Origin of the sequence: Streptomyces sp. NPDC019443 (assembly GCF_044389785.1) — a bacterium.
Classification (GTDB): domain Bacteria; phylum Actinomycetota; class Actinomycetes; order Streptomycetales; family Streptomycetaceae; genus Streptomyces.
The window spans coordinates 77,236-90,040 of record NZ_JBIRYJ010000019.1 but is presented as its reverse complement, the minus strand read 5'-3'; the positions used below and the strand labels follow the sequence as shown (position 1 = coordinate 90,040).

Below are 12,805 nucleotides of genomic sequence, written 5' to 3'. Positions count from 1 at the left end.
CCCGCACCCTGAACACCTACCGGAGGGTACGGACCATGGCCCGTGTTACGTTCGACGAATGGCTGAAACTGTCGCTCTCGACCCGGTGGATCTCCACATACTCCGCCTGCTGCAGAACGACGCCCGGACCACCTATCGCGAGCTGGCGGCGGAGGTCGGAGTGGCTCCCTCCACCTGTCTCGACCGGGTGGCGAGGCTGCGTCGCTCGGGTGTGATTCTCGGGCACCGCCTCGCCCTGGACCCTGCCCGGCTGGGGCGGGGACTGCAGGCGCTGCTCTCGGTCCAGGTGCGTCCGCACCGGCGCGAACTGATCGGCCCGTTCGTGGAGCGGATCCGCGCGCTGCCCGAGTCCCGGGCGCTGTTCCATCTGACGGGCCCCGACGACTACCTGGTGCATGTGGCCGTGGCGGACACGGCGGATCTGCAGCGTCTGGTGGTGGACGAATTCACCTCGCGGCCCGAAGTCGCCCGCGTCGAGACGCGGTTGATATTCCAGCAGTGGGACTGTGGCCCGCTGCTCCCGCCGTCGACAGATCTGACGCATACCTGACAGGCCACTGGGCATCGATGATGGTGACGCGGAGCCCCCACTCGTATGAGGATATGCGCATGCCAGTCACCCTCAGCAGCGTGCTGCCCCGCCAGGTCGCCGACGCCTACGTCGACGCACTCATCGAACTCGACCCGACCATCGGCACATATCTCGGAATCAAGGAGAGTTCGGGTTTCCTTCCCGACTACTCACCCGCTGGCCAGGAGGGCATCGCCGAACTCGCCCGCGAGACGCTCGCCCGGCTCGACGATGCCGAGAAGCTGCCGGGCGCCGAGAGCGATGCGGAGCGGCGCTGCGGCCGGCTGTTGCGAGAGCGTCTGACGGCCGAACTCGCCGTGCACGAGGCCGATGAGGGGCTGCGTACGGTGAGCAATATGCGCTCGCCGGTGCATACGGTGCGCGAGGTGTTCACCGTGACGCCGATGGAGACCGACCAGGACTGGGCGGCCATCGCGCAGCGGCTCCGTGCCGTGCCGCACGCGCTGGAGGGTTACCGGGCCTCGCTGGAGCTGGGGCTCGAGCGCAAGCTCCTGGGCGGCCCCCGTGCCACTCAGACCAATATCGGCCAGATGACGGAGTGGCTCGGCACGGACCGCAGCTGGTTCGAGGACCTTGTGGCGGACGGCCCCAGCACGCTCCGCAGCGAGCTCGACGCCGCGGCCCGCACGGCGACGACTGCGCTGGGCGAGCTGCGCGACTGGATGCGCGATGTGTACGCGCCGGCCGTCGTGGACGCCCCCGACACGGTCGGCCGGGAGCGCTACGCCCGCTGGTCGCGCTTTTTCAACGGCACCGATCTGGACCTCGACGAGGCGTACGCGTACGGCTGGTCCGAGTACCACCGACTGCTGGCCGAGATGAAGACCGAGGCCGACAAGATCCTTCCGGGCGCCGGGCCGTGGGAGGCGCTCGCGCATCTCGATGTGCACGGCGAGCACATCGAGGGTGTCGAGGAGGTGCGGGTCTGGCTGCAGAAGCTGATGGACGAGGCGATCGAGGCGCTGGACGGCACGCACTTCGAACTCGCGGAGCGGGTAAGGAAGGTGGAGTCCCGGATCGCCCCGCCGGGCGGCGCGGCCGCGCCGTACTACACCGCTCCGTCGGAGGACTTCACCCGGCCGGGCCGCACCTGGCTGCCGACCATGGGCGCCAACCGCTTTCCCGTGTACGACCTGGTGTCGACCTGGTATCACGAAGGTGTGCCCGGCCACCACCTTCAGATCGCGCAGTGGGTGCATGTCGCGGACCAGCTCTCCCGCTATCAGGCGACGATCGGCGGCGTCAGCGCCAACGCGGAGGGCTGGGCGCTGTACGCGGAGCGGCTGATGGACGAACTGGGCTTTCTGCCCGACCCGGAGCGCAGGCTCGGCTATCTGGACGCGCAGATGATGCGGGCGTGTCGGGTGATCGTGGACATCGGAATGCATCTGGAGCTGGAGATTCCGGCGGACTCGGAGTTCCACCCGGGCGAGCGGTGGACTCCGGAGCTGGCGCAGGAGTTCTTCGGCAGCCACAGCGGGCGGCCCGCGGACTTCGTGGAGAGCGAGCTGACCAGGTATCTGTCGATGCCGGCGCAGGCAATCGGCTACAAGCTCGGTGAGCGGGCCTGGCTGCTCGGGCGGGAGAACGCCCGCAAGGCGCACGGCGACGCCTTCGACGCGAAGGCGTGGCACATGGCGGCGCTGTCGCAGGGCTCGCTGGGGCTGGACGACCTGGTCGACGAGCTGTCGAAGCTCTGACGACGGACCCGCTCCGACGCACGGGACGGCGGCCGGAGCGGGCCCGGGCCGGCGCCCTGGGGGGCGCGCTGCAGGCGGCGCGCTGCGGGTGACGGTCTGCAGGCGGCGGCCGGCGCGCTGCGGGCGGCGACCTGCGGCCGGCGCGCTGCGGGTGACGGTCTGCGGGTGACGGTCTGCGGGTGACGCGCCGAATGCGGCGCCCTGGGGGGCGACCTGCGGCCGGCGCGCTGCGGGCGGCGACCTGCGGGCGGCGACTTGCGGGGGGCGCGCCGCAGGCGGCGACCCGGGGGCGACCTGCGGCCGGCGCGTTCGTTGGGCGAAACCGGCCACTCGGGCGCGCCGTTCCCGGCACCCCTCCCCCGCCGTCGCGCCCGCCGGTTCAGCAGCCGCAGTCGTCCGCGTCGGCGGGCGCGGTCAGGGGGTCGGCGGCGCGCCGCCGCCCGCCCTCCCAGGTCTCGAACTCGAAGCCCTCACGGGCCCAGTACTCGAAACCGCCGAGCATCTCCTTGACCTGGTAGCCGAGTTCGGCCAGAGCGAGGGCGGCGCGCGTCGCGCCGTTGCAGCCGGGGCCCCAGCAGTACGTGACCACCGGCACGGACTTGTCCAGCAGTTGCTCGGCCTGCTCGGCGATCATCGCGGTCGGCAGGTGGACGGCGCCGGGAATGTGCCCCTGGTCCCAGGACTCGGTGGAACGGGAGTCGAGAACGACGATTCCGGGGTCGCCGTCGGCCGCCAGGGCCGCGGCGACATCGGAGACGTCGGCGTGAAAGGCCAGGGCGGCGCCGAAGTACGCGGCGGCCGCGACGGGCGAGGCCGGCGGGACACGGAGGACAGGGTTCGAGACGAGCTGCGTCGTGGTCATGACTCAGAATCTACGGTCGGTGATCGGCTCCATGAAGTGACAATCCCCGGCACTGGTCTTGATCGGCCGGGGATTCCCCTGCTATCTCTCGGGGATGACCGGATATTCGCCGGACGCCACGGATTGGCGCATCCTCGCAGCCCTGCAGAGTCGGGGCAGGGCCAGTTTCGCCGAACTGGCCAGGGCCGTCTCGATGTCCCCGAGCGCCGTGACCGAGCGGGTGCGGCGGCTGGAGGAGGCCGGGGTGATCGCCGGCTACACCGCGGTGGTCGACCAGGACCGGCTCGGGCTGCCGATCCTCGCGTTCGTACGGCTGCGGTATCCGAACGGCAACTACAAGCCGTTCCACGATCTGCTGGAGACGACGCCCGAGATCCTCGAGGCGCACCATGTCACGGGCGACGACTGCTTCGTACTGAAGGTCGCCACCCGGTCCATGAGCCATCTCGAGGAGATCTCGGGCAAGATCGGCGCGCTCGGCTCGGTCACCACGAGCGTCGTCTACTCCTCCCCGCTGCCGCGCCGCGCGATCAGCCGCTGAGCGGCACCCCGCCCAGCCGCACCGTGGAGCCGTGGCGGCCCTTGACGACCTCCAGCTGGGCCGGGATGCGGCGGCGCAGATCTGCGACATGGCTGACGATGCCGACGCTGCGGTCCCGTTCGCGCAGCGAGTCCAGCACGTCCAGCACCTCGTCCAGGGTCTGGTCGTCGAGGCTGCCGAAGCCCTCGTCGATGAAGAGGGTCTCGAGCTGTACACCGCCGGCCTCGTCGGTGACGACGTCGGCGAGGCCGAGCGCGAGGGCGAGCGAGGCGAAGAAGGTCTCGCCGCCGGAGAGGGTCGCGGTGTCGCGTTCGCTTCCGGTCCAGGCGTCCACGACATGCAGGCCGAGTCCGGAGCGCTTACCGCCGGTGCGGGCGTCGGAGTGAACGAGGGTGTAGCGGCCGGACGACATGCGCTGCAGTCGTAGGGTGGCTGCGGCCGCGACCTGTTCGAGGCGGGCGGCCAGGACGTACGACTCCAGGCGCATCTTGCGTTCGTTGTCGGCGGAGGTGCCGGCGGTGAGCGAGGCGAGGCGAGCGACCCGGTCGTACTCATCGCGCAGCGGGCCGAGGCGGAGCACTTCCGCGACGGCCTGCCGCGACAGCCGCGCGAGTTCGGCGCACCGGTCGCGGGCGGCGGCAAGCACGGACACGGCGGCGCGCAGGGCAGAATCGGCCTCGTCATGCGCGGCCCGCGCCGCATCGGGGTCGGCGGGCGGATGCTCGGCGGCGCTGTCGGCGTCCGCCTCCGCAAGCCGGTCGGCGACGGCCGCGGCCTCGGTCTGCCAGGCGTCGATACGGTGCTGCAGATCCCGCTGCTCCGCCTCGCCGAGCAGCACGGCGGCAGCAGCACGGGGCGAGTCGAACCCCGCCCGGAACGCGGCGTCGGACAGCCGGTCGTCGGCCTCCTTCAGGCGCTGCGCGGTGAGGTCGACGGCTCGTACGGCCTCAGCGGCATCGGTCAGCAGCCGCACCCGGCGCTCGAGCAGCGCGGCATGCTCGGCGACGCTGCCCGCGCCGCCCCGGGCCTGGGCCAAGTCGCTTTCCAGCGCGGTCTGTTCCCGATCGAGGCCTTCCCGCCGCGAGGTCCGCGCGGCGACCCGCCGCTCGGCCTGCTGCTGCGCGGCAAGCCGCTCCTCGTGCTCACGCTCGGCCTGATCGAGCGCCTCGCGAGCGGCGTGCATGCCGGAGGCGAGGCTGTGCGCGTGCAGGTGGTCGCGCTCCAACTGCTCGACGCGACAGAGCAGTTCGGACACCTCGGGCTCGTCCCCGATCCCGCAATCCGCGGCCTGCGGCCGCCCGTGGGCATCGGCGGTGCCCGGCACGCCACCCACCACCGGGGCATCACCGCCCCGCTCCGCCGCCCGCGCCTGGTCCCTCGCCGTGGTCAACGACTCCCGCACCACCGCCAGTTCACGCTCCGCCTCTGCCCTGGTCGCGTCCTCCCGCGTGTAACTCTCGTACGCTGACTCCTCCGCCCTGCGGTCCACATGGCCGTCCCCCGCGCGGGCGGGCGCGGGGTGGTCCGCCGAGCCGCAGACCGCGCAGGGTTCGCCCCGGACCAGGACCGTCGCCAGTTCCGCCGCGATGCCGCGCAGGCGGCGTTCCTTGAGGTCGAGCCAGCTCTCGCGGGCCGTGTTGGCGCGTTCGCGGGCCGTGTGCAGCTGGTCCTCCAGCTGCTCGGTGCGGGCCGTGAGCCGGTCGCGTTCGCGGGCCGCGCGGAGTCGGCGGCGGGCCGGGTCGAGGCGGCCAGCGAGGTGTTCGGCGCGGGTTGCGGCGTCCTGGGCGGCCGCGATGCGGTCCTGGTGGGTGCGCCGGACCGTCTCCCAGCCGGCCAGCCAGCCCGCCGCGTCGGCGAGGATGTCGTCGTCGGCCCTGGCCTGGCGGTCGAGGTCCGCGCGCTCGCGGGTGATCTCCGCGCTGCGTCGCTCCGCCCGCCGGGCGGCTTCGAGTCCGCCCAGGTCCTGACTCAGCTTGCGTTCGAGCGCAGCCAGTTGTTCCGCACCGGCCTCCGCGAGCTCCGGCGGGAGTCCGGCCCGCGCCCGCTCCCGGTCCGCGCTCGCGCGCCGGTGCTCGCGCTCGGCGTCGTCGCGCAGCCGCAGCGCGGGCTCGACGAGCTCAGCCTTGCGGGCCCGTTCCAGCCTGGCCTGCAGCTCCTCCCACTCGGGCCGCCGCGCCTGAAGCGCCTCGCTGCGCCGCCGGGCGTCCGCGTATCTCTCCTGGAGCCGGGCGAGTTCACGCTCGGCTTCCAGCTCACGCCGTGCGGCGGCCTGCCGGCTTTCCGCCGCGGCCAGCGCGCATTCGGCGATGTCCAGCCTCTCCCGGGCGCCCGCGCGGGCGACGGCCGCCCACTGCAGTACGGCCGCGGCGAGTCCCGGATCGCCCGGCTGCTGCGGCGGCAGCGGCCAGTCCCCCGCCGCTGGGCCCGCGGCCTGTTCCATCCGGTGGGCGGCCGCGAGCAGCCGCTCGTCACCGGCACGCACCTGCTGTTCGGCGGCGCGGCGTTGTTCGGCGAGGCGCTCCTCGACGGCGGCGAAGCGGCGGGTGTCGAAGAGCCGCCCGAGCAGTTTGCCGCGCGCTTCCGCGTCGGCGCGCAGGAAGCGTGCGAAGTCGCCCTGCGGCAACAGCACCACCTGGCAGAACTGGTCGCGGCTCATCCCGACGAGCTGGCTGATCTCCTCGCCGATCTCCTGGTGGGAGCGGCTCAACGCCTGCCACTGGCCGGCCTCGAAGTCGTACTCGCGCAGCCAGCTCTGGGCCCGCTCGGTGGTGAAGCCCTTGCCGTTCTTCTTGGGGCGCGGCTGGGCGGGCCGTCGCCGGATCTCCAACCGCCGCCCTCCCACGGTCAGTTCGAGGCAGACCTCGGTGGAGGTGCCGACTGGGGCATGGTCGCTGCGCAGGGACCCCCCGGCGCTCTGACGCGCGCCCGGCACCGCTCCGTACAGCGCGAAGCAGACCGCGTCTAGGACGGACGTCTTGCCCGCGCCGGTCGGGCCGTGGAGCAGAAAGATCCCGGCGGCGGACAACGCGTCGAAGTCGACGTCCTGGCCGGCTCCGAACGGGCCGAAGGCGGTGACGCTCAGTCTGTGCAGCCTCACCCGGCCACCTCGCGCACGCCCTCGTCAACTCGTACGTCGTCGAAAGCACCGCGCAGCACGGTGCGCTCCAGATCGTCGGGACCGCTGCCGCCGCGCACATGGGCCACGAAGTCCTCCGCGATCTGGTGGTCGTCGCGCCCCTTCAGTCGCTGCGCGTACGAGGCGACAGCGTCGTCGCCGGTGCGCTCGGGCTCGAAGACGAGGCTGAGGGTGTGCGGGAACCGCTCGGTGAGCCGCGCCATCGGCTCGGCCGGGCGCACCGGGTCGGTGAGGGTCGCCTCGACGAACGACTGCTCGTGCGGGGCCAGCGCCGGGTCGTCGAGCAGTTCCTCCAGCGCGCCGCGCAGCCGGGCGAGCGGCCGCGTCACGGGACATTCGATGCGCTCGGCCTCGATCTCGCCCCGCCCGCCGAGGTCGATGAGCCACATGGTCTTGCGGTGCCGCGCCTCGGAGAAGGAGTAGGCGAGCGGCGATCCGGAGTAGCGCACGCGGTCGGCGATGGTCTGGCAGCCGTGCAGATGTCCGAGCGCGACATAGTCCACGCCGCGGAAGACCCCGGCGGGCACCGCGGACACGCCTCCGACGGTGATGTCCCGTTCGCTGTCGCTCTCCTCGCCGCCCGCGACGAAGGCATGGGCCAGGACGACGGACCGGGTGCCGGCCGCACGCGTCGCCAGGTCGGCTCGTACGCGCTCCATAGCGGCGCCGATGACGGCCTCGTGCCGTGCCTTGTCCGTCTTGAACTCGTCCTTCACCAGGGCGGGTTCGAGATACGGCAGTCCGTAGCAAGCCACATCGCCGTGTGCGTCGCTCAGCAGCACGGGTGTGTCGCACCCGGCCGGATCGGTGCGCAGATGTATCCCGGCGCGCTCGATCAGCCCGGCCCCGACGCCGAGCCGACGCGCCGAGTCGTGGTTCCCGGAGATCATCACGGTCGGCACGCCGGCGGCGGCGAGCCGGTGCAGCGCCTCGTCGAACAGCTGCACGGCCGCGAGCGGCGGCACTGCCCTGTCGTACACATCCCCTGCGACCAGCACCGCGTCCACGTCGCGCTCGCGCACCGTCGCCACCAGGTGGTCGAGGAACGCCGCCTGGGCGTCGAGCATGCTCACCCGGTGGAACGACCGCCCCAGGTGCCAGTCCGACGTATGCAGGAATCTCATGATCCCCGAGAGTATCGGTGGGGTCGGACATCACGGGCGGCTTCAGGCGTCTCCATAAGCCTCACCGCCGAGTTCGAGTACCGCGGTCCCCGCTGTGGCATCGGCGAGCCAGCCACGGAAGGCCTCGACGTCGGCGTCCGGCAGCCCGATCTCGATGGTGACCGCCTCCGCGTACCGCACTTCGCGCACATCCCGTCCGGTCGCCCGCAGATCGTTCTCCAGCTTTCCCGCCCGCTGGTGGTCGACGGTGACGGTGGCGAGCCGGAAGCGCTGCCGGGTGAGGGTGCCGAGCGCGTCCAGGGCTTCGCCGACGACTCCGCCGTATGCCCTGATCAGGCCGCCCGCGCCGAGTTTCACACCGCCGTAGTACCGGGTGACGACGGCTACGGCATAACGGACTTCGCGCCGCATCAGCATCTGCAGCATGGGCAAGCCCGCCGTGCCGCCCGGTTCGCCGTCGTCGCTCGCCTTCTGTACGGCGGCGTCGGCTCCGATGACGTACGCGAAGCAGTTGTGCGTGGCGGTCGGGTGCTCCTTGCGGATGCGTGCGACGAAGGCCTGCGCCTCCTCCTCGGTCGCGGCGGGCGCGAGCGCGCAGATGAAGCGCGATCTGTTGATCTCGGTCTCGTGCACGCCCTCGCGGGCGACCGTCCGGTACTGCTCCTGCATCCGGCCACCCTATGTGCCGCCCGGACGGGAATGCTCCGCGCGGGCCCCCGGTTGTCCGGAGCATGTACGCAGACGCAGAGACGATCCGCAGGATTCTGACCTCGACGGGCGAGACCTGGGCGGTGGTCGGCCTGTCCAACAACGAGGCGCGGGCGGCGCACGGCGTCGCCGGCGTCCTCCAGCGCTTCGGCAAGCGCATCGTCCCGGTGCATCCCAAGGCCGAGACGGTCCACGGCGAGCAGGGCTACGCGACGCTCGCGGACATCCCCTTCGAGGTCGACGTGGTCGATGTGTTCGTGAACTCCTCGCTGGCCGGACCGGTCGCGGACGAGGCCGCCGCGATCGGAGCGAAGGCGGTCTGGTTCCAGCTGGGGGTGGTCGACGAGGAGGCGTACGAGCGCACTCGCGCGGCCGGGCTCGACATGGTGATGGACCGCTGCCCGGCGATCGAGATCCCGCGCCTCGGCTGAACCGAGCAGCGCGGCTCGGCAGGCCCACGGCGCCGGGCCTCAGATCCCGAGGCCGTCGATGACCATCGCGCCCGGCAGCCCGGCGAAGGCCTTCCCGGGCACGATCAGCTTTCCGCGCCGACGGCCGCTGCCGATGAGTACCCACTCCGTGTCCACGACCGCGGAGTCCACCAGCAGCGGCCAGTCGGCAGGCAGTCCGATCGGCGTGATGCCGCCGTACTCCATGCCGGTTTCGCCGGTCGCGGTGTCCATGGACGCGAACGACGCCTTGCGGGCGCCCAGTTGCTTGCGGACGACGCCGTTGACGTCGACGCGCGTACTGGACAGGACGACGCAGGCAGCGAGCGAAGTCTCGCCGCCACGCTTGCCCGCCACGACCACGCAGTTCGCCGACTCGTCGAGCAGTTCCTGCCCGTAGTGCTCCACGAAGACGGCGGTGTCGGCGATGTCCGGGTCGGTGTCGACGTAGATCAGCTGCTCGGCGGGTACGTCGCCGTGCCAGGCGCGCACGGCGTCGGCGACCGGCGGGGTGAACAGGTCGAGGCAGTCGGGGGCGGGTCTGGCGTCGTCGAAGTTTCCGATGGGAGCGCGCATACGCATCACGCTAACAGCGGCTGTCCCGTGCGCGATCGGCCGTCTCAGCGCACGGGCGGGATGGAGACGGCCATCGTCATCTCGACCGTCTCGGCGCCGTCGTTGCGGTAGGCGTGCGGGACATTCGCCTCGAAGGTGGCGGAGGTCCCGGCCGGTACGGCGTGCGGTTCGCCGTCGACGACGAGGGTGAGTTCGCCCGCGGTGACATGGAGCAGCTCGATCGTGCCGTCGGGGTGTGGGTCGGACTCGCTGCGGTCGCCGGGCATCAGCCGCCAGGCCCACAGTTCGAGTGGCCCGCGGCGCTCGGTGCCGACGAGCAGGGTGGTGAAACTGCCCGTCGAGGTGGACCACATGCGTACGGCCTGCTCCGGGGGTACGAGGCGGACCTGTGAGCCCTGCTCGTAGTCGAGGAGCGTGGTGATGCTGACGCCAAGTGCGTCGGCGAGCTTCACCGTGGTTCCCACACTCGGATTCGTACGCGCCTGCTCGATCTGGATGATCATGCCGCGGCTGACCCCCGCGCGGGCTGCGAGGGCGTCGAGCGTGAACCCCCGCTCGCCGCGCCAGCGCTTGAGATTGCGGGCGAGCGACTGCGTGAGCTGGTCGAGGTCCGACACATTCCGTCCAATATTCTGAATGACAGGGTCCAATAAACTGCACTACGGTGTGGTGCACCCAAACGTTCACTGCACTGTACTGCGAGGCCTGCCATGACCGCACTGTTCGCCCTGGCCACGAGCTTCCTGTGGGGCCTGGCCGACTTCGGCGGCGGGCTGCTCACACGGCGTGCACCGGCCCTCACGGTGGTCGTCGCCTCGCAGTCGATCGCGGTGGTCGTCCTCGGCGCGATCGTCGTGGCCACCGGCGGCTGGCACGAAGCGGGACCGCAGCTCTGGTACGCCGTCGCGGCGGGCGCCGTCGGCCCGGTGGCCATGCTCTCCTTCTACAAGGCGCTCGCCCTCGGACCGATGGGCGTGGTCTCTCCGCTCGGATCGCTGGGTGTCGCCGTGCCCGTCGGCGTCGGCCTGGTGATCGGCGAGCGGCCCGGGCTGCTCCAGTTCGCCGGTATCGCGGTGGCCGTGACCGGCATCGTCCTGGCGGGCGGGCCCGAGCTGCGCGGCGCGCCGGTGCAGCGGCAGGCGATCGGGCTGACCCTCGTCGCCGCCTTCGGCTTCGGCGCGGTGATGACCCTGATCGCCGAGGCCTCGACCACCATCACCGGGCTTTTCCTCGCACTCTTCGTACAGCGCGTCACCAATGTCGCGGTCGGCGGCGCGGCGCTGTACGCGTCGGTGAAGCGCGGGGCGCGGGCGCTGCCGCAGGACGGCGGAATGCGGGTCATCTGGTCCTCGCTCCCGGCCCTCGCCTTTGTCGGCCTCGCCGATGTCGCGGCCAACGGCACCTACTCCATCGCCGCGCAGAACGGGCCCGTCACCGTCGCCGCCGTACTCGCGAACCTCTACCCGGTGATGACAGTGCTCGCGGCGCTGGTGCTCCTCAAGGAGCGGCTGCGCGTGGTCCAGGCGACCGGCGCGGGGCTCGCGCTGGTGGGCACCGTACTGCTGGCGGGCGGCTGAGCGCCCGGTTCAGCTCTCCTCCAACTCCGCGAGCGCCAGCAGCTGTTCGGGCGTGATGCCGTCCGGAATCGGCACGGGAGCGGGCGTACGCAGCGGGGGCTGCCAGCCGCGGACCGGATCCCAGCTCCGTACGACCCGGGCCGGGGCCCCGGCCACCACCGAGTGGTCGGGGACCTCTCCCCGCACGACCGCGCCCGCAGCGACCACCACATTGCGGCCGAGCCGCGCGCCGGGCAGGACCACCGCGCCGGTGCCCAGCCAGCATCCGGGGCCGATCTCCACCGCTTCGGTGCGCGGCCACTGCTTGCCTACCGGCTGACGGGGGTCGTCGTAGCTGTGGTTGGTCGAGGTGATGTAGACGTACGGACCGCAGTACGTGTCCGAGCCGATGGTCACCCTGGTGTCGGCGATGACATGGCTGCCGCGGCCGAGGACCACGCCGTCGCCCAGCGTCAGGATCGGGTCGGGTCCCAGGTCCAGTCCCGGCATCATTCCCGCGGTGAGCGTGACCTGCTCGCCGATGATGCAGTGGTCTCCGAGCTCGATCCACGCCTCGCCGAAGACGGTGCCCTGGGGGAAGGCCAGCCGGGTGCCGGCGCCGAGCCGGCGGAAACCCAGCCGTCCCGGGTGCTCGGCGGTGACAGCACCCGTCTCCTGCACCCAGCGCCAGCCGCGGTGGACGGCCCGTGCGAGGACGCGGCGCCGCCAGGCGGCGAGTGATGAGAACGTGTTTCTGTTCTTCGGCACCCGCACACGGTAGTCGCCGGACCTGGCCCGATCACAGCGGTGCGCTGTGATGTTCACCCCACCAAGCCGACGCCGCTTACCACGTCGTGCCGCCGGGGACTGCGCGTTCGAACCCAAGTCCTCCGTTCTGTGGGCAGTCGAACCACTCCGGTCTCACCAGCATCACCGCGTGGCTAACATATGCGCCACATACATGCGGAAGATCACCGTCAACTTGGTGCCCTACGGCAGTATGTGCGGCCGACGCGCGCCCGCCGGCCCGTCTGTTTCCCGCACTCGAGAAGCGAGGGATCGCGGAATGTCAGTGCCAGTCGCCCCGAAACCGCACCGGATACGCACGGCCGCCTGGCTCTGTCTGGCCGTCGCTGTCGGGGCCACCGCACTGTCCGCCCGGCGGCTGCGTGGCGCATTGGCCGTGGTGCACGGTGAACTGCGTTCGCTGCAGAACCAGTTGGCGCAGTCGGCCGACGATCTGGGCCGACAGGCGACGATCCCCTCCGGATCCGCCACTGCGATCCCGTCGCAGGGCGGCCCCCAGGTGGCCGCGCCGGGCGGGCTGCCGGTCCGGCCGCCGGGGCGCACCATGGCCGCCGCCGACCGCGGCCGCACCGGGGCCGCCGCGCCGGACGAGGGCCACGACTCGCCCGGACGCGACGCCGGTGCGCAGTTCGGCGCCTTCCACCGCTCGCTCAAGGCCCCGGCGGATCCGTCCGGGACGCCCGCGGAGCAGTAACGCGACCCACCCCGTCCGGCGCCCGGGGGCACTGGCGCCCATCTCCCCGTACGAGAAGGT

At 71.9% G+C, this 12,805-nt stretch carries 13 protein-coding genes; 6 read left to right on the top strand and 7 right to left on the bottom strand.

The annotated features are described in order from the left end of the window. Nucleotides 1–58 precede the first annotated feature (58 nt). Nucleotides 59–550: an Lrp/AsnC family transcriptional regulator gene (locus ACH492_RS35295; RefSeq protein WP_398992770.1), complete on the top strand. Its 492-nt coding sequence runs from the start codon at nt 59–61 to the stop codon at nt 548–550. Between the two features lie 59 nt (nt 551–609). Next, nucleotides 610–2,292, top strand: coding sequence for a DUF885 domain-containing protein (locus tag ACH492_RS35290; protein ID WP_398992768.1), 1,683 nt, complete (start codon nt 610–612; stop codon nt 2,290–2,292). Nucleotides 2,293–2,671: 379 nt separating this feature from the next. Here ACH492_RS35290 and ACH492_RS35285 read toward each other — a convergent pair whose 3' ends face one another. Beyond that, nucleotides 2,672–3,154: a rhodanese-like domain-containing protein gene (locus ACH492_RS35285; protein ID WP_398992766.1), complete on the bottom strand. Its 483-nt coding sequence runs from the start codon at nt 3,152–3,154 to the stop codon at nt 2,672–2,674. Between the two features lie 94 nt (nt 3,155–3,248). Between ACH492_RS35285 and ACH492_RS35280 the strand changes: the two genes are divergently transcribed. Beyond that, the gene (locus ACH492_RS35280) at nt 3,249–3,695 is read left to right on the top strand and encodes an Lrp/AsnC family transcriptional regulator (RefSeq protein WP_398992764.1); all 447 of its coding nucleotides are present in this window, start codon (nt 3,249–3,251) and stop codon (nt 3,693–3,695) included. On the opposite strand, the gene ACH492_RS35275 is transcribed toward ACH492_RS35280, so the two are convergent. Genes ACH492_RS35275 through ACH492_RS35265 form a run of 3 tightly spaced genes read right to left on the bottom strand, consistent with a single transcriptional unit; the run spans nt 3,685 to nt 8,624 of the window. Further along, nucleotides 3,685–6,792, bottom strand: a complete 3,108-nt coding sequence (locus ACH492_RS35275) for an AAA family ATPase (protein WP_398992760.1) — start codon at nt 6,790–6,792, stop codon at nt 3,685–3,687. The genes ACH492_RS35280 and ACH492_RS35275 overlap by 11 nt on opposite strands. Beyond that, nucleotides 6,789–7,955: an exonuclease SbcCD subunit D gene (locus ACH492_RS35270; RefSeq protein ID WP_398992758.1), complete on the bottom strand. Its 1,167-nt coding sequence runs from the start codon at nt 7,953–7,955 to the stop codon at nt 6,789–6,791. The genes ACH492_RS35275 and ACH492_RS35270 overlap by 4 nt, the downstream gene beginning before the upstream one ends. A gap of 42 nt (nt 7,956–7,997) precedes the next feature. Beyond that, nucleotides 7,998–8,624, bottom strand: a complete 627-nt coding sequence (locus ACH492_RS35265; protein ID WP_398992756.1) for a YigZ family protein — start codon at nt 8,622–8,624, stop codon at nt 7,998–8,000. Between the two features lie 62 nt (nt 8,625–8,686). On the opposite strand from ACH492_RS35265, the gene ACH492_RS35260 reads away from it, so the two are divergent. Then, on the top strand, nt 8,687–9,094 hold the full coding sequence (locus tag ACH492_RS35260) for a CoA-binding protein (protein WP_356218808.1): 408 nt from the start codon (nt 8,687–8,689) through the stop codon (nt 9,092–9,094). A gap of 39 nt (nt 9,095–9,133) precedes the next feature. On the opposite strand, the gene ACH492_RS35255 is transcribed toward ACH492_RS35260, so the two are convergent. Together ACH492_RS35255 and ACH492_RS35250 are read right to left on the bottom strand one after the other, a co-directional pair. Continuing rightward, nucleotides 9,134–9,688 (bottom strand): YbaK/EbsC family protein, encoded by a 555-nt coding sequence (locus ACH492_RS35255; protein ID WP_398992755.1) that lies wholly within the window; start codon nt 9,686–9,688, stop codon nt 9,134–9,136. Nucleotides 9,689–9,732: 44 nt separating this feature from the next. Beyond that, the gene (locus ACH492_RS35250; RefSeq protein WP_398992753.1) at nt 9,733–10,305 is read right to left on the bottom strand and encodes a helix-turn-helix domain-containing protein; all 573 of its coding nucleotides are present in this window, start codon (nt 10,303–10,305) and stop codon (nt 9,733–9,735) included. A 93-nt stretch (nt 10,306–10,398) separates the two neighbouring features. Between ACH492_RS35250 and ACH492_RS35245 the strand changes: the two genes are divergently transcribed. Then, on the top strand, nt 10,399–11,265 hold the full coding sequence (locus ACH492_RS35245; RefSeq protein ID WP_398992751.1) for an EamA family transporter: 867 nt from the start codon (nt 10,399–10,401) through the stop codon (nt 11,263–11,265). Nucleotides 11,266–11,274: 9 nt separating this feature from the next. Here ACH492_RS35245 and ACH492_RS35240 read toward each other — a convergent pair whose 3' ends face one another. Further along, nucleotides 11,275–12,012: an acyltransferase gene (locus ACH492_RS35240; protein ID WP_398992748.1), complete on the bottom strand. Its 738-nt coding sequence runs from the start codon at nt 12,010–12,012 to the stop codon at nt 11,275–11,277. A 298-nt stretch (nt 12,013–12,310) separates the two neighbouring features. Here ACH492_RS35240 and ACH492_RS35235 point away from each other — a divergent pair, with 298 nt between their 5' ends. Continuing rightward, nucleotides 12,311–12,745 carry a hypothetical protein gene (locus tag ACH492_RS35235; RefSeq protein WP_398992747.1) on the top strand — a complete coding sequence of 145 codons (435 nt, stop codon included), beginning with the start codon at nt 12,311–12,313 and terminating at the stop codon, nt 12,743–12,745. Nucleotides 12,746–12,805 lie beyond the last annotated feature (60 nt).